The sequence below is a fragment of the Bacillus haynesii genome (genome assembly GCF_014042035.1).
Taxonomy (GTDB): Bacteria; Bacillota; Bacilli; order Bacillales; family Bacillaceae; genus Bacillus; species Bacillus haynesii.
On record NZ_CP059494.1, the window covers coordinates 3365481 to 3381403 of the forward strand.

The following is a 15923-nucleotide window of genomic DNA, read 5'->3' on the forward strand; positions in this document are numbered from 1 at the left end:
GATGCTTCTAAACGCTTATTGCTTTATCTGTTTTTCAGCATCGCTTTGGATGGGCTGACTGCGAAGAAATTCTTTCACATCTTCAATTTGCAGCCCAAGTTTTTTCGCCTCCTTCATCAAAATCACCCAATCTTTGTCCAACTTGTGTTTCGTTTGAGTATTCATAGCTTCCTCCAATATGATAAGACGTTGTTCACCTCAGAGAAAAAAAGGTTTTTCTTTGAGATGCAATAAAAGTTATAAAACAACAGCCATGTGAAAACAATGACAAATTTCATAAAAAATTCACAAAGTCATCATTGATAAACCTACCTATTCCCTAAATAACTGACTAAAAAAACCAAAAAATCTTAGATTCTTACTTATAATAATAAACAATCAATTACTGACTGGATAGTATTCAAATAAAAATGATCAATTTTCCCTATTAAGAATTTCTCAATTGCAGCCGAATATCCTTTGAATTTTCTAAAAATAAGGAAGGGTTTTTTGAGAGATTATTGTGTAGAAATATTGGAGAATCAAGGATTTGTAGGGATTATTTAGATTAAAGACATAGTGGATAGAGAGGGTTCTTTGGGCTTAGTTGCTGTATGGGTTAAAGAAGGGTAATACGAAAATACTATTATCGACCAGCATTAAGTGGAAAAAAAGAACATTGGTTTCAAATGCAGTGAAAAAAGTATAGCTTTTGCCTCAATATCGCGTTATTTCACCAAGGAATAACCATTGTTATGGATAAAAACCCGAACTATTCCTTGTAAGGTATTTAATGGAACAGGGGTCTCTCAATTTGTTTTACCCCAAGTTTTTATTTGAGGAAATGATGAAAATATAAGCTGGAAAATGCTGAAGGTGGTAAAATGAAAAAGTAAATATATCATCTTGGGATTGAAAAAGAGATTCTCAGGCGTTTTATAGATTTAAAATAGAAGGATAACGCCGCTGAAAGGAGAGAAATCAATTGGCAATATTAGTATGCGGAGGGGCGGGCTATATTGGAAGCCATGCTGTAGCGGAACTGTTAAGCCGCAATGAAGAAGTCGTGATTATTGATAACCTGCAAACCGGACATGAAGAGGCGGCTTTAAAGGGAGCTTCTTTCTATCATGGGGATCTGCGTGATGGAGCATTCTTGAGAAAAGTGTTTCAGGAAAACGACATTGAGGCTGTTATGCATTTCGCGGCCGATTCATTGGTTGGAGAAAGCGTAACAGATCCTCTCAAATATTATGACAACAATGTTTACGGAGCCGTCTGCCTGTTAAAGGTCATGAAAGAGTTCGATGTGAAGCAAATTGTTTTCTCATCAACCGCTGCAACATACGGAGAACCGGATCGGGTGCCGATTATGGAAACAGATCCGACGGATCCGACAAACCCGTACGGGGAAACAAAGCTTGCCATTGAAAAAATGCTGAAGTGGTCTGAAAAAGCATACGGAATCCGTCATGTCGTCCTTCGCTACTTTAATGTTGCCGGGGCGCATGTAGACGGTTTGATCGGTGAGGATCATCAGCCTGAAACGCACCTGATCCCGATCATTCTTCAAGTCGCGCTTGGCAAACGGGACAAGATTATGATTTTCGGCGACGACTATCCGACTCCGGATGGCACGTGCATCAGAGACTACATCCATGTGATGGACCTGGTTGACGCGCATATCCTCGCTGTCGAAAGGCTTCGGAACGGCGGAGAAAGCGCCGTATACAATCTCGGAAACGGCACGGGCTTCTCAGTCAAAGAAGTCGTTGAAACAGCCCGGAAAGTGACAGGCTGTCCGATACCGGCGGAGGTTGCAGAGCGGCGCGCAGGAGATCCGGCACAGCTGATCGCCTCTTCGGAAAAAGCCGTGAAAGAACTTGGATGGCAGCCGAAATACGCCGAACTGGAAACGATCATTGACAGCGCGTGGAAGTGGTTTAAAGCACATCCGAACGGCTATCAAAGCTAGAATGCGATAACAACTATTAAATAGGATAAAAAAGAGCTTTCAGTTACAGAAGGAAGCTCTTTTTTGTTGTTCTGAAGTTTAAAGCGGGTTGTCAGCAGGGAAAAGGAATGGAGGAAGATAATGATTCACCTTGAAAAAATTTAACAATGTTAAATTAATGATTGACCAAAGTTTTTTATTGTGGTAAACCTAAATTTGACAGATTTTTTGTTTCGGAGGGATTTGTCAACGCTTGCTATGTGTGTAAAAAGAACTAAAAAATTACCAGTCTATTTCCTTCGTTATTCATAATATCATGAACAAAATTTGACGATTTTGTGACATTTGGGTGAAAAAAAGGTGAACAATCGAAAAAAATAAGGCTAATTGGTGAAGATTTTGATAGCATAGCAAGGTAGAAGAAAAAAGTTTTTCAGAATCCTTTTATCTTAGATATTCTGACCAAATTTTAGACATCATTAAGGAAGGATGGTGATCCTCTTGTTCAGAGCATTTAAACCACTGATTATGCTGACTTTGCTTTCCTCCGTTTTTTTATTGGGCGGCTGCAGTCAAATCGCGGTATTGGATCCTAAAGGACCGGTTGCTTCGCAGCAAAGAGATCTTATTCTATTATCGATTGGATTTATGCTGTTTATCGTAGCGGTCGTATTTGTCCTTTTTACTGTGATGATTGTAAAATACCGTGAGCGTAAAGACAGAAAGTCTCCTTACAGCCCGGAAGTAGAAGGCAATACATTTTTAGAAATCGTCTGGACAGTGGTTCCAATTTTAATTGTTATTGCGCTGTCAGTGCCGACAGTTCAAACAATTTATTCTCTAGAAGAGGCTCCAAAAGCATCAAAGGACAAGGAACCTTTGGTCGTATATGCTACATCTGTCGATTGGAAATGGGTATTTAGCTATCCGGAACAGGATATCGAAACGGTCAACTATTTGAATATCCCGACAGACAGACCGATCTTGTTTAAAATCTCATCTGCCGACTCTATGGCATCACTGTGGATCCCGCAGCTTGGCGGGCAAAAATATGCTATGTCCGGAATGGAAATGGAGCAATATTTACAGGCAGACCATGAGGGTACTTATAAAGGCCGAAATGCAAACTTCACAGGTGAAGGCTTTGCAGAACAACAGTTTAATGTCAATGCGGTATCTGAAAGCAAGTTTAATGACTGGGTGAAGAAAACGCAGAAAGAAGCTCCTAAGCTGACGAAAAACCAGTACGATGAACTGATGCTTCCTCAGCATGCGGACGAAATGACGTTCTCATCAACACACCTGAAGTACGTTAATCACGGAAATGATGCGGAATACGCCATTAAAGCGCGCGAAAGATTGGGCTATAAACCAGTGTCTCCGCACTCAAAATCAGATCCGTTTGAAGACGTGAAAACAAACAAAGATCAAAAACAATCTGAAGACCAAGATTCTCACTAGGAAAGGAGGAAGCTTGCATGAATTTGAAATGGGACGAATTCATAATTACAGGTGACCCATTAATTCTTGGAGCACAGATTTCCATTTTGCTTACATCCATTGCAATCGTATTTGTGCTGACATACTTCAAAAAATGGAAATGGCTTTGGAGAGAGTGGATTACCACCGTCGATCATAAACGTTTAGGAATCATGTACCTTATTGCCGCAGTGATTATGTTTTTCCGCGGCGGTGTCGACGGGTTAATGATGCGTGCCCAGCTCACGCTTCCTAATAACGGCTTTTTAGATTCCAACCACTATAATGAAGTATTTACGACACACGGTACGATCATGATCATTTTCATGGCGATGCCGTTTCTTATTGGATTAATGAACGTGGTCGTGCCGCTTCAAATCGGTGCGCGGGACGTTGCATATCCTTACTTGAACAACTTGAGCTTCTGGACCTTCATGGTCGGAGCGATGCTGTTTAATATTTCATTCGTCATCGGCGGATCGCCGAATGCAGGATGGACGGCTTACATGCCGCTTGCAGGCAATGAGCTGAGTCCCGGACCTGGGCAGAACTATTACTTGCTCGGACTTCAGATCGCGGGTATCGGTACGCTTCTCACCGGGATCAACTTTATGGTTACCATCCTGAAAATGCGTACAAAAGGCATGACCCTATGGCGGATGCCGATGTTCACTTGGACAACGCTGATCACTTGTGTGATTATCATTTTCGCCTTCCCTGTCTTGACAGTGGCTTTGGCGCTGATGACATTTGACCGCTTGTTCGGAACAGCCTTTTTCACCTTGGCGAACGGCGGTATGCCGATGCTGTGGGCGAACCTGTTCTGGATTTGGGGACATCCTGAGGTTTACATCGTTATTTTGCCTGCTTTCGGTATTTTTTCAGAAATCATTGCAACATTTGCTAGAAAGCAGCTGTTCGGCTATAAAGCGATGGTTTATTCCATTGTTGCGATTTCGGTTCTCAGCTTTGTCGTTTGGCTGCATCACTTTTTCACAATGGGCAACAGCGCGGCGGTCAACTCGTTCTTCTCGATTACGACGATGGCGATATCGGTGCCGACCGGGGTTAAAATCTTTAACTGGCTGTTGACGCTGCATCGAGGCAGAATCAAAATCACAACGCCGATGCTGTGGTCGCTTGCATTTATTCCGAACTTCGTCATCGGCGGTGTTACGGGCGTTATGCTTGCGATGGCAGCTGCGGATTATCAATATCACAACACATACTTCCTCGTATCGCACTTCCACTACGTGCTGATCGCGGGTACTGTGTTTGCATGTTTCGCCGGATTTATCTTCTGGTATCCGAAAATGTTCGGTCACAAACTGAACGAACGCATCGGAAAATGGTTCTTCTGGCTGTTCATGACAGGCTTTAACATCTGTTTCTTCCCGATGTATTTCCTTGGATTGCAGGGAATGCCTCGCCGTATTTACACATACGGAGCAGAAGACGGCTGGACTGCATTGAACATGATTGCGACATTCGGCGCATTGCTGATGGCCGCAGGGTTCATCGTTCTCTGCTACAACATTTTCTACAGCTTCCGTCATTCAAAACGCGAGGAATCAGGAGATGCTTGGGGAATGGGTCGTACGCTTGAATGGGCTACATCTTCTGCGATCCCGCCGCACTATAACTTTGCGGTTCTGCCTGAGGTCACATCACCTGACGCATTTGCGCAAATGAAGGAAGACAATGTCGAGATTCATCCTGAAAGCAAGTTTAAAAAGATTCATATGCCGAGCAATTCAGGCCGTCCGTTTATCATGTCATTATGCTTCGGATTTGCTGGATTCGGGCTTGTCTTTGAATGGTTCTGGATGGGAATCGTAGGTCTGATCGGTGTATTCCTTTGTATGATTCTTCGTTCATTTGAATATGACGACGGCTACTATGTAAGTGTTGAGGAAATAAAAGAGACTGAACGAAAGAATGCCAAGTAAAGGAGGCGGGATTGATGGAACATGCAGAGCACAGCAATTCTAACGCTCCTATGGAATACCGTTCTGAAACAGGAAGGTTGAATATCCTTGGCTTTTGGATTTTTCTTGGAGCGGAGATTGCTTTATTCTCTACGTTATTTGCGACCTACGCTGTTCTTCATAACAGAACAGCGGGAGGTGTACTGCCGGCAGAACTGTTCGATGCAAAGCTCGTTTTAATCATGACGTTCCTGCTGTTAACGAGCAGTTTCACATGCGGCATTGCAGTGCATGAGATGCGCCGCGGCAGTTTGAAAGGCGTGATGATCTGGATGATCATTACCCTGTTGCTTGGTGCTGGCTTTGTCGGCTATGAGCTTTATGAGTTCAATCATTATGTACACGAAGGTGCCACTTTATCGACAAGTGCTTACTGGTCATCTTTCTTTGTTCTATTGGGAACGCACGGACTGCACGTATCGATCGGTATCTTCTGGATTATCGGCATTTTGCTTCAGACGAAAAAGCGCGGCCTAACCCCGCAAACGTCTGCTAAGCTGTTTATCTCAAGTTTGTATTGGCACTTCTTAGACGTGGTATGGATCTTCATCTTTACCGGTGTCTATTTGATAGGGTTGGTGAATGTATAATGGCAGCAAAACAATCGGCTGAACACAGCCACTTTCCTTGGAAGCATGTTGTCGGGTTCGTGTTGTCCATTGTGCTGACCTTATTGGCCTTGTGGGTGATCTATACGGATTTAAGCATGGCTGCAAAGCTGTGGATTATTTTCGGTTTTGCGATCATCCAAGCTGGACTTCAGCTCTTAATGTTTATGCATATGACTGAAAGTGACAGCGGCAAAATCCAAGTCGGGAATACGTTGTTTGCCGCATTTATTGCGGTTGCGATTATTGCCGGTTCCGTCTGGATCTTCGCTGCTCACAACTATCACGGAGACAACCCTGAGGGCGGTTCTCCAGGTGCAAAACATTCTGAGCACAGCGGACATTAATTGATTGGTAAAAGAGTGCGGATTTAATTGTCCGCACTCTTTTTTGATTGCTGAACAGAAAAAGAGAGAGCCGCAGGCTCTCTCTTTCTCATACACTCTTAACCGCGTTTTACGCCGCGGCCGAATTTGCCGTCGCCCGGCTTGCTCTTTTTAGAAAGAGTAACAGTCAGGAATGTACCATAGTTTTTAACTTGAGCATTTTCCAATTTGCGCATTTGTGTCACCTCCTTATTACTTCCAGTTGATTACATATTCATGCTATCATAGAATAAAGTGGTAAAAACCACAAAAAGGCACTAAAACCCGACATCATCCTTCAATTCTATTCATGGGGTTTTTATTGCGGTATTTGTTCGGAGGAAACTGACTTAAGGAGAGTGTTACTGATGATTCGCGTGTTGTTAGTAGACGACTACAGGGTTCTGACATCCGGAATGAAGGAAATATTAAAAAAATATAATATGGATGTCATCGTTTGCCACGAAGGAAATGAAGCTCTCGACCTCTTAAAAAATCAAGAGGTACATATAGACGTTTTTCTTTATGATTTAAAAATGCCGGGGATGAACGGGTTGGAACTGTCTCTTAAAACGCTGGAAATCGCACCACAATCCAAAATTATCATTATGTTTTCGGGAGATGAAATTCACTCATATTTTAATAAGCTGATCGAAGCCGGAGTCAAAGGGTTTATCGATAAATCGTATACAGACAGCATGATTGCTTCGAGTATTTTATTGTGTTTAAAAGGGGCTGTGTTATTTCCCGACGGCTTGCTGCAAAGACTGAGGCTCGACTCCGATCTCGCGGTGGACGAGCATTTAACAGACACAGAACTGGATATTTTGCAGAAGGTGGCCAGCGGTAAAACAAATAAAGAGATCGCAGCAGACTTACAAATGTCGACGCGCAACGTAGAGTATCACTTGAGCAAAATCTATAAAAAACTAAAAGTAACGTCGCGGTACTGTGCAGTAAAAAAAGGAACGATGCTTAATTTGATCAAGCAGAAAGCTTAAACAAGGTATATATTCGTTTTTCCCTGCAAAAGAGAGTCGATAGGCTCTCTTTTTCTTTTTCCTCCGAATAAATCCCGTAATAATGGCCCATTGATGCAGTTGGCTAATCATGTCGGTTTTCGGTAGTTTTTTGCGGTTTTTTTGATATTGTCCTGTGATAATCTGATTCATGTGATCAGTTGGTAAATTCAGGAGTATCGTTGCATTGCAGGCTCTTTTTAAAACGCTCCAGCGCTAATATGATAACGGCATTCGCCTGGGGAGTAGAAAGAACATCATGCATAAAGTGCTGAAAGAGAGCTTACCGGCTCTCTTCTCCTTTATTTTTCTGAAATCATGCATACCGGGGAGGTCTAACTTTGAAAATTATTCGAAATCAAGAGACAGCGACAACCGTGTTGGAGAATGAATGCATCGTCCTAAACCTGGACAATGGGCAGTATTTCGGATTGGAAGGGGCTTTAAAAGAGCTATGGATCGAAATTGAAAATGAACGAAAGGATAAAAAAGATATTCTGATCAAGTGGCAATCGGCGTTCGATCAGACGGAGGAAGAACTGTCAGCGATATTAAATGAGGCGATACAGGAACTGACACATCACAAGCTGATTAAAATAGAGGATAAAAGCTGATGAAAAAAAGAGCGCCTGTCAAAAATCATGAGTATTTTACAACCGTTCATGCTTTTGTACGTATGATGCTGTTAAATCATGACTTTGAAGAAGCTTATGAAAACATTGCGATCCATCTGTTTCCGCTGTATGCGAGCGCAAAGCAAAGAGGCGCAGGGCTTCATGATATAGACGAACTGCACCGGCACGGCGAATATTTGTATTCGCTTGATGAAGACGACCATTTGGTCACTTCATGCGTTTCTATTGCCTTGACGATTCAATCTATATTATTCAGCAATGGATCTGATGCTGATCTCGTGATCGGAGTCAAGAAAATTGATGACAAGCTGTTTTCTCATGCGTGGGTTCAAATGGAAAACGGCCAATCGATCGATCCGAATCATAAAAATAAGAATTTAAAAGTTTTACAGATGTATAAGATGAGCGCTTATGCTGAAAGGTGGGTGTTATCTCTAGTATGAAAATATGGTTTGGAATGCAGGGAGACAACACCGTTGCATGGCAAGAGTGGGTTTCCGCCGTCAAGAGATGGGGGCGGGCGGAACAGATTCACAGCTACAGCAGCGGGATCGCAAACATGGCTGAAGCGCATATCCGATACGATGAAGCTTTTAGACCTTCGACCCAAACAAACCTTTTGCACCCCGTCATCTTAGACGGCTGGATCAGCGGCGGTCTTAACGCAAAGTCGGATGGCACCCGAAAAATTGAACATGATGACAAGCTATACGCGTCATTGAAGCAGGACAAAGCTGCCATGCTTTCTCACTCGCATGGCGAGTTTACAATGATGTGGTGGGATGACAGTCTGCATAGCCTTGTTTTGGCGACTGATATATACGCAACCCGTCCGGTTTACTACTGGGTCAGTCCGAAAGGAGAATGGTTTGCAGCGAATGACTTGCGCATCCTTTTGCTTATTCATGACATTCCTTTTGCCATCGATCAAGATGTGTGCAGAATGTTTCCTACTTCAGGCTTTGCTGTAGGAGAAAACGGCTTTGAAGATCGGACGTTTTTTAAAGGAATACGCAAAGTGCCTGCGGCGTCCTACGCTGTTCTCGGCCGGGATCATGAGGTTCACGTGCACAGCTATTGGGGACTTCCGCAGCTGTTAAACGTGAAAGATCTTGCCGGAGACGCTGTTCCGCGGTTCCGGGAGCTTTTTCAGGAAGTGACAGCAGATCGTTTAAAAGATCAAAAGCATATTGTCGAATTAAGCGGCGGACTGGATTCAGCTGCTGTAACCGCCGCAGCAGTGGCAGGCGGATGCAAGGAACAGCTGCTGGCCGTCAACATATCATTTGCCGAACCTGACATGATATTAAGCCATGATAAGGACCTTGTAAAAAATATGATGCGAGATATGGACATCCCCGGCCTGATCATTCTTGGAGACGCTACAGCCAAAATTCCAAACGCGGAAATCGGGCGTGATCCGCTTTGGTTTGTAGACGGTCCTGATCCGAGAGCCAATTCACTGGTTAATGAGACTTTTACAGTGATCGCTGAGGAGTATGGTGCTTCGTCTGTCCTTACAGGTGAGGGCGGGGATTTCATTTTTAGCGGTGAAGTGTCAGTGATCGATTCTCTGCTTCGGCAGAGACGTTTTTCTGAAATCTACAAATTGCTTCGCGAATGGTCAGGCGGCAGCGTGAAAGAGATGCTGAAACTCGGATTTCAATACGGAATCGCCCCTTTCATGCCTTATATCGGCGAAAAGCTCTATTATGACTTGCTGTGGTCAGATACGGAATATGAGCTGCCTGAATATTTTACTGAAGAACACCGAAAGAGAGAACGGGAGATCAATAAGGAAGATCATCTTCGCTATCGAAAAAGCCGGGAGCTCTCAGTGTGGGGCAAGAGGTTTCATTTTGACTTTTTGTGGCCGAGAGCGAGGTACATGGATGCCGTTGGTGTGACATTGCCTACGTACCATCCGTTTTTGGATCGGCGGCTGATCGAATTTTCATTTTCTGTACCGCCTGAACAGCATTTTGATGTTTTAAAAGGGCTTGAAGAACATTATGCAGGCTCTAAAATGCTTCTTCGCAAATCTTTCACCGATATCCTGCCTGCCTATGTATATAACAGATCAACGAAAACAACATATGCCCATATGGCCAGGAAAAGCTTTATGAATGACCGCAGACACATCCTTCAGCTATTTGAACCGGGAGAGCGCGTCTTCGTTGAAGAACTCGGCATCATTAAGCGCGATATATGGTGGAAACACTTGCTGGCTATGGCTATCCGCTCTGAAGATCCAAATAATGATCTGGGCATGGGCTATCAGTATATGAGATCTGTCATTGACTTGGAAATATGGCTCAGGGAAGCATCGAAGGGGAAGGAGCATCTTCTCGAACGGAGCCGTCCGGGAAAACCAAGGGTCATGGCTGATATCGAAACCGTCAATACGCCGGAGAAAGCCAAAATATACTCGTATCAATGACCACAATAGGTATAGAAAATGAAGGTGAAGCATGTGTGGAAGATGAAGCATATCCAAGAGCCGCTGCAAACGGCGGGCCTGCTTGGGAAAATGGTCTGGAAATCCGGCCCGTGGCTGATGATTTGCATGGTTTTCTTCATGCTGATCGAAGCCGGGGCACCTTTAATCCAATTGTACGCTTCAAAGGAAATGATCGACGGCATTGTCGAGCAGGAAGCCGTCATCCATGCGGAAATATGGGCTGTCATTTATGCGGGAAGCTTGGTCATGATCAGTGTCGTTAAATCATTGGAAAAATGGGTAAAGGCAATGCTTTCTGAGAGGTCGATGATCACAGTCAACAGCTTGTTAATCGACGCTTTTGACCGCATTCCGGGGATGCGCTTTTTTGAGGATCCAAAGTACAGGGACCGGCTGGAAACACTGCGGGATCGTTCGACATGGCTACCTTCCCAATTCATTAATATTAGTTCGAACTTGGTGACCGCCATTATGTCTTTGGCGGGCGTCGTTTTGATCATCGCCTATCTGTCGCCCGTCCTTGCTTTCATCCTTATTTTGTCGACCGCTCCATTCGCTTTTGTCCATAATCATTATAATGAAATGGAATGGGAATATCACAAGGATTACGCCCCTGTCAGAAGGAGGGCTGCATATGCGCGCCACATTCTGCTCGGGAGACGATCGGCAAAAGAAGTACGCCTGTTTGGCCTGGGGTCTTTCTTTCTTGATTTATATCAATCTGCTTTTAAAGGCTTATATTCTGTGCTGCGGAATATTCAAGTCAGAAGCGCGCGCTGGTCGGTTTTAACCGGTTTCTTATCGGGGGCCGGAACGGGTTTGGGGTACTTTTGGATTCTGTCCCAATCCCATTCAAGCAGTTTCTCTGTGGGGGATATATCGCTGTACTTAGGGGCTGTGTTTCAATTATCAACGGCTCTTCGGGATATCGCCAAAGAAGGTGCAGATACGTTGGATATATGGAGAATGGGAAGAGACTTTTTTCTTTTTATGAACGCAGAAAAGGATATCAGGCTTCCCTCCAATGGCGAATCTCTCGAGGGCGAAGGACCGCTGGCAGTCGAATTCAAAAATGTAACCTTCCGCTATCCTTTCAGAGAAGCGGCTGCCGGCTCCCGGGTAAATGAAGCTGATGCGGATGAGGAAGATTTGGATATGCTCAATGAACTTGAGGATGAAGAGATGAGGGAACACGACGAGCAGCCTCAATCAGATGCCATGCACACAGGCGATGTTCTGAATCGAATCAGCTTTTCTGTATCACCGGGAGAAAGAATTGCCATTGTTGGGGCGAATGGATCTGGGAAAACAACGCTCATCAAACTGCTCTGCCGCTTTTATGAATATGATGAGGGTGAGATTAAAGTGAACGGGAAAGACATCCGCCAGGTCGATCTTCATGAGTTGAGAAACAGGATGGCGGTCGTGTTTCAGGAGTTTGGCAAGTACGAATTGTCACTCCGACACAATATCGCGATAGGCCGCACGGAAGCTTTAGGTGATGAGGAAAAACTTCGCGCCGCCGCCCGGGCTGCCAAGCTGGAACCGATCATCAAAGAGTTGCCTGAAGGGCTGGAAACGATGATCGGCCCTGAATGGGGCGGAACCGATTTTTCGGGAGGTCAATGGCAAAGGATCGCTTTAGCCAGATCGTTTATGAAAGATGCCGGACTTGTCATATTGGACGAGCCGGCCGCATCTTTGGATATTCGGGCTGAGTATGATATTTTCCGGCAGTTTCACAGCTTCACAGAGGGAAAAACGGTGATCATGATTTCCCATCGGTTCAGTACGGTAAAAATGGCTGACCGCATACTGGTTTTGAAAAACGGAAGAATCGCGGAAGAGGGAAGCCATCAGGAACTCATGGACAAAAACGGGGAATACAGCAGAATGTTCCGCATGCAGGCCAAATCGTTTCAGGGGAGGGATGAGGTATATTGCTGAAGTTTCATTCATTTTTCAAAAAGCTGCCTCAAACCGCTTCCATCATATTTTACGGTTTAACGTTGTTTTGGCGCTGCGATCCTTTTAAATCGGCGGTTCTGTTTTTGATCACCTTGCTTGGCGCTATGCTCGGACCGCTCCTAGTCTGGCTGAGCGCAGAGGTTATCGATGAGATTGCACGGGCGCCGTTTGAGCTGTCTTCTTGGAATACACTGGTTTGGGCGTCCTTTGCATACATTGCTTTTACGCTGATCGTAGATGCCCTTCAGCCTGTGGCTGAAATGCAGAAAAGGCTCCTTACCGCCAAGCTCGAAGCTTATCTTGATGAAATGCTTATGAAAAAGGCAATTTCCATTCCTGATATCGCGGCTTTTGAAGACGCATCTTTTCATACCAATACACAAATCATCCGCTATAATGAATATTTTGTCACGATGTGGGTATCCATCGTGTCTCAAACCTTCGGCGGAATGGTGATGATTGCAGCCAGCAGTTTATTGATTTGCATGTCTGCACCGTGGGTGCCGCTGTTGTTTCTCATATTGGCCGTCCCCAAACTGTACTGGGAGGCGAAGTTAAACAACGCGACCTTTGAAGGACGGAAAGAGGTTCAGGAACTGAGGCGGCGCGCGGAATATTATGCAGGTGTCCCTCTCATGTCTGAAACAGCCGGCGAGGTCAAGATATACAATCTTGTTCCTTTTTTTAAATCTTTTTATAAAAACACTTCGATGGAGCTCCTCCATACGCTGTCCAACGATCAAAAAAAACTGGCGCTTTATCAGTTGTTCTGGTCGGTATTACAATCTTTGGCCGCAGGTGCTGTCCTGATTTACATCGTGCACCAGGCTTTTTATGGAGTGTTATCCATCGGGGATGTGATGCTGTTTATCGGAGCCGCGGTTCAGTTCAATGAAGGAATCAATGAAATGTTCGCTGCGTTTGCGATCGGAGCAAGAGAAACAAGGCACCTGGGAAATGTGCATTCTTTTTTAAACAGCAACAATTCCATGGAAAATGGGGAAACCGCGCCAGCTGCTCAAAAGCAAAAAGGATTTACATGTGATCAAGTGGAATTTTCTTATGCTGGAACCAAAACGGTTCTTGATATTCGTAAGCTCGATATTCCATTGAATAAGACGACCGTTCTCGTGGGAGAAAACGGATCAGGCAAAAGCACACTCGTTAAATTGCTCCTGCGTTATTTTGATCCCAATCAAGGCACGATCTCGTATAATGGTTTACCGCTTTATAAGTATGATATTGAACATTACCGGTCAAATGCCGCGGCTGTGTTTCAGGATTTTTTGCGGTACGAAATGACATTGAAATACAATATTGGCCTGGGCGACATTTCTTCTTGCTCCAACTTGGCTAAAATAAAAAGTGCTTCGGCCTTCGGCGGAGTGGATCAGTTTTTGCATAAGCTTGAAGACGGCTATGAAACAGAGCTTGGCAGACTGTTCGGCGGCAGGAATTTGTCGGGAGGAGAATGGCAGCGGGTCGCGATATCTCGCGCATTTATGCGTGATGAGTCTGCCGACATTTTGATATTTGATGAACCTTCCTCTGCGCTGGATGTATTTATTGAGGAAGAGATATTTGATAAGCTGCAAAAGCTGACGCAAGGAAAAACAGTCATTATTGTCTCGCACCGGTTAAGCACGGCCCGTTTTGCCGACCACATCGTATTTTTAGAAAAAGGAAGGGTGGCGGAAGCCGGAACCCATCAACAGTTGATGAAAAATCAGGCACAGTATGCAGAGCTGTATCGCCTGCAAGCTGAAAAATACGAGCAGTAAAGGAGAAAGCAATGAGCAATATAGAAGAACTTCGTCTGTTTCGAAAAGAAGATATTGAATGGCTGCAGACCTGGTTTGAGGATGCAGAAGTGAAAAGGCGGCTGGAAGGGATGATGCCACTTGACGAGTGGTTCAATTTTGCAGGTGGGAATGAAAACTACCGGGTATGGGCGGCTTTAAAGGAAGGCAAGCCAGTCGGCGTTGTCATGGTTGAAGTTGAGGAAGATTCGACCGGGAACATTGCACTTTTAGTCGATCCGTTTTTGCGCGGAGGGGGATACGGAAAAGCGCTCATCAAAAGGACGATGGCATTGCCGGAATTGAACAGGATCAACAAGTGGTTTGCCGGAATTGAAGAGGATAACAAGAGGTGCTTAGCGTGCTTCAGATCAGTCGGATATTCATTGGAACACGATCAGCCGGATGAGGACGGCTACTATTCTCTTATTTATTTCCCGGAATCTTAATTAAGGAGCATAAGACGATGAACTTGATCAAATGGATTGTTTTTTCCGTTATTTCAGTCGCCTTTTTTCAGCCGGCCTCAGCCGCTCTATTAAAAGAAAAGGATGACTATACCATTCTTGTATATATGATTGGATCTGACATGGAAAGCGATTTTCATATGGCAAGCGATGATATTCAGGAAATGATGGATGCCGGTTCATCTTCAAACGTCAATGTCGTTCTTCAGACAGGGGGAGCAAAAAAATGGGCAATCCCGTCGATCAGTCACAAGGTGAATCAGAGATGGAAAGTCGAACATCAGAAGCTGGTGTCCCTCGAAAATATCGGGAAGAAAAATATGGACAGTCCCAGCTCCGTCACAGATTTTATCACGTGGGGAGTCAAAACATACCCGGCTAAAAAATATGTATTGATCTTCTGGGGGCATGGGCTTGGCTCCGTTGACGGCTACGGGGGAGACGAAAACTTCGGCAATAAGAAAATGAAAGTAAGCGAGCTCCAGTCGGGAATCAAAAAAGCCTATGAACATACGAAGCAAAAGTTTGATTTAATAGGTTTTGACAACTGCAAAATGGCCGGGATTGAAACGGCATATGCCTTAAAGGATTATGGAAAGTACATGCTGGCTTCAGTCGACTATACGAATCAAAACGGCTGGGATTACAAAAGGGCGCTGCAGTCTGTACAAGAAGACCCTTCCATCGATCCGAAAGAACTTGGCAGGGAAATCGCCGCAGGCTACATACAGCAGTCAAAAGAAAACGGTGAAACAGAAGACCTGCAGCAGTCTTTCATTCAATTGAACCGCGTCAAAGCCGCTGTTGATGCCCTCGACAGATTGAGCATAAGCATGAATCGGGCATTGAAAGAGCCGGATGGAAAGCGCATGCTTCACTATGCACGTCTCGCTGCTGAAGATTATGCAGATGAATCGGATATGGTTGATTTGGCGGATTTGTCAAGCTTGATCGGTCAGCAGATCGGAGCTGAAAAAGAAGCAAAAGAGGTCGTAAAATCCGTCAAGAAGGCGGTCATCATGAACATCAAGTCTCCGGAGCACCCGAGAGGAAGCGGTATGTCCGTTTATTATCCGGCCAGAGACAACCAAAAGCGGTTTGCGGAAAAATCAAACATATACCACCTCCTTGACTTCAGCGGCCGGTATCAAACATTCATCAAAGATTACTCACATTCAACATTTAACTTTGATCGATAACT

Annotated in this window: 15 protein-coding genes; 13 read left to right on the forward strand and 2 right to left on the reverse strand. The window is 44.5% G+C overall.

Going from position 1 to position 15923, the window contains the following annotated elements; translation table 11 throughout:
• Positions 1–15: 15 nt before the first annotated feature.
• The gene (locus H2R00_RS16630; protein WP_003186207.1) at positions 16–165 is read right to left on the reverse strand and encodes an anti-repressor SinI family protein; all 150 of its coding nucleotides are present in this window, start codon (positions 163–165) and stop codon (positions 16–18) included.
• A 799-nt stretch (positions 166–964) separates the two neighbouring features.
• Between H2R00_RS16630 and galE the strand changes: the two genes are divergently transcribed.
• From galE to qoxD, 5 genes are all read left to right on the forward strand, one after another.
• On the forward strand, positions 965–1954 hold the full coding sequence (gene galE, locus H2R00_RS16635; protein WP_182069879.1) for a UDP-glucose 4-epimerase GalE: 990 nt from the start codon (positions 965–967) through the stop codon (positions 1952–1954).
• Positions 1955–2425: 471 nt separating this feature from the next.
• On the forward strand, positions 2426–3394 hold the full coding sequence (gene qoxA, locus H2R00_RS16640) for a cytochrome aa3 quinol oxidase subunit II (RefSeq protein ID WP_154998719.1): 969 nt from the start codon (positions 2426–2428) through the stop codon (positions 3392–3394).
• Positions 3395–3411: 17 nt separating this feature from the next.
• Positions 3412–5361, forward strand: a complete 1950-nt coding sequence (gene qoxB / locus H2R00_RS16645; protein ID WP_154998677.1) for a cytochrome aa3 quinol oxidase subunit I — start codon at positions 3412–3414, stop codon at positions 5359–5361.
• 14 nt (positions 5362–5375) lie between these two features.
• Positions 5376–5990 (forward strand): cytochrome aa3 quinol oxidase subunit III, encoded by a 615-nt coding sequence (gene qoxC, locus H2R00_RS16650; protein ID WP_154998679.1) that lies wholly within the window; start codon positions 5376–5378, stop codon positions 5988–5990.
• Positions 5990–6355 (forward strand): cytochrome aa3 quinol oxidase subunit IV, encoded by a 366-nt coding sequence (gene qoxD / locus H2R00_RS16655; RefSeq protein ID WP_059230872.1) that lies wholly within the window; start codon positions 5990–5992, stop codon positions 6353–6355. The genes qoxC and qoxD overlap by 1 nt, the downstream gene beginning before the upstream one ends.
• A 98-nt stretch (positions 6356–6453) precedes the next feature.
• Here qoxD and H2R00_RS21550 read toward each other — a convergent pair whose 3' ends face one another.
• Positions 6454–6570: a lariocidin family lasso peptide gene (locus H2R00_RS21550; RefSeq protein ID WP_425321879.1), complete on the reverse strand. Its 117-nt coding sequence runs from the start codon at positions 6568–6570 to the stop codon at positions 6454–6456.
• Between the two features lie 171 nt (positions 6571–6741).
• Here H2R00_RS21550 and H2R00_RS16660 point away from each other — a divergent pair, with 171 nt between their 5' ends.
• From H2R00_RS16660 to H2R00_RS16695, 8 genes are all read left to right on the forward strand, one after another.
• Positions 6742–7374, forward strand: coding sequence for a response regulator transcription factor (locus H2R00_RS16660; protein WP_154998682.1), 633 nt, complete (start codon positions 6742–6744; stop codon positions 7372–7374).
• Positions 7375–7733: 359 nt separating this feature from the next.
• Positions 7734–8006, forward strand: coding sequence for a PqqD family peptide modification chaperone (locus tag H2R00_RS16665; RefSeq protein WP_003186189.1), 273 nt, complete (start codon positions 7734–7736; stop codon positions 8004–8006).
• Positions 8006–8470 carry a lasso peptide biosynthesis B2 protein gene (locus H2R00_RS16670; RefSeq protein WP_154998684.1) on the forward strand — a complete coding sequence of 155 codons (465 nt, stop codon included), beginning with the start codon at positions 8006–8008 and terminating at the stop codon, positions 8468–8470. Before H2R00_RS16665 ends, H2R00_RS16670 begins: the two co-directional genes overlap by 1 nt.
• On the forward strand, positions 8467–10467 hold the full coding sequence (locus H2R00_RS16675; protein ID WP_182069881.1) for an asparagine synthase-related protein: 2001 nt from the start codon (positions 8467–8469) through the stop codon (positions 10465–10467). The genes H2R00_RS16670 and H2R00_RS16675 overlap by 4 nt, the downstream gene beginning before the upstream one ends.
• 42 nt (positions 10468–10509) lie before the next feature.
• Complete coding sequence (locus tag H2R00_RS16680) at positions 10510–12435, forward strand: ABC transporter ATP-binding protein (RefSeq protein WP_244958252.1); 1926 nt, start codon at positions 10510–10512, stop codon at positions 12433–12435.
• Complete coding sequence (locus tag H2R00_RS16685) at positions 12429–14237, forward strand: ABC transporter ATP-binding protein (RefSeq protein ID WP_182069885.1); 1809 nt, start codon at positions 12429–12431, stop codon at positions 14235–14237. Before H2R00_RS16680 ends, H2R00_RS16685 begins: the two co-directional genes overlap by 7 nt.
• Before the next feature lie 11 nt (positions 14238–14248).
• Positions 14249–14704, forward strand: a complete 456-nt coding sequence (locus H2R00_RS16690) for a GNAT family N-acetyltransferase (protein WP_154998691.1) — start codon at positions 14249–14251, stop codon at positions 14702–14704.
• 17 nt (positions 14705–14721) lie between these two features.
• On the forward strand, positions 14722–15921 hold the full coding sequence (locus H2R00_RS16695; RefSeq protein WP_182069887.1) for a clostripain-related cysteine peptidase: 1200 nt from the start codon (positions 14722–14724) through the stop codon (positions 15919–15921).
• Positions 15922–15923 lie beyond the last annotated feature (2 nt).

What these genes read in the sequence shown, in the direction of transcription:
- qoxC (WP_154998679.1), top strand. Translation starts at nt 5,376, where the DNA reads ATGGAACATGCAGAGCACAGCAATTCTAACGCTCCTATGGAATACCGT.
- qoxB (WP_154998677.1), top strand. Translation starts at nt 3,412, where the DNA reads ATGAATTTGAAATGGGACGAATTCATAATTACAGGTGACCCATTAATT.
- H2R00_RS16670 (WP_154998684.1), top strand. Translation starts at nt 8,006, where the DNA reads ATGAAAAAAAGAGCGCCTGTCAAAAATCATGAGTATTTTACAACCGTT.
- qoxD (WP_059230872.1), top strand. Translation starts at nt 5,990, where the DNA reads ATGGCAGCAAAACAATCGGCTGAACACAGCCACTTTCCTTGGAAGCAT.
- H2R00_RS16660 (WP_154998682.1), top strand. Translation starts at nt 6,742, where the DNA reads ATGATTCGCGTGTTGTTAGTAGACGACTACAGGGTTCTGACATCCGGA.
- H2R00_RS16695 (WP_182069887.1), top strand. Translation starts at nt 14,722, where the DNA reads ATGAACTTGATCAAATGGATTGTTTTTTCCGTTATTTCAGTCGCCTTT.
- H2R00_RS16630 (WP_003186207.1), bottom strand. Translation starts at nt 165, where the DNA reads ATGAATACTCAAACGAAACACAAGTTGGACAAAGATTGGGTGATTTTG.
- H2R00_RS16690 (WP_154998691.1), top strand. Translation starts at nt 14,249, where the DNA reads ATGAGCAATATAGAAGAACTTCGTCTGTTTCGAAAAGAAGATATTGAA.
- H2R00_RS21550 (WP_425321879.1), bottom strand. Translation starts at nt 6,570, where the DNA reads ATGCGCAAATTGGAAAATGCTCAAGTTAAAAACTATGGTACATTCCTG.
- H2R00_RS16680 (WP_244958252.1), top strand. Translation starts at nt 10,510, where the DNA reads ATGAAGCATATCCAAGAGCCGCTGCAAACGGCGGGCCTGCTTGGGAAA.
- H2R00_RS16675 (WP_182069881.1), top strand. Translation starts at nt 8,467, where the DNA reads ATGAAAATATGGTTTGGAATGCAGGGAGACAACACCGTTGCATGGCAA.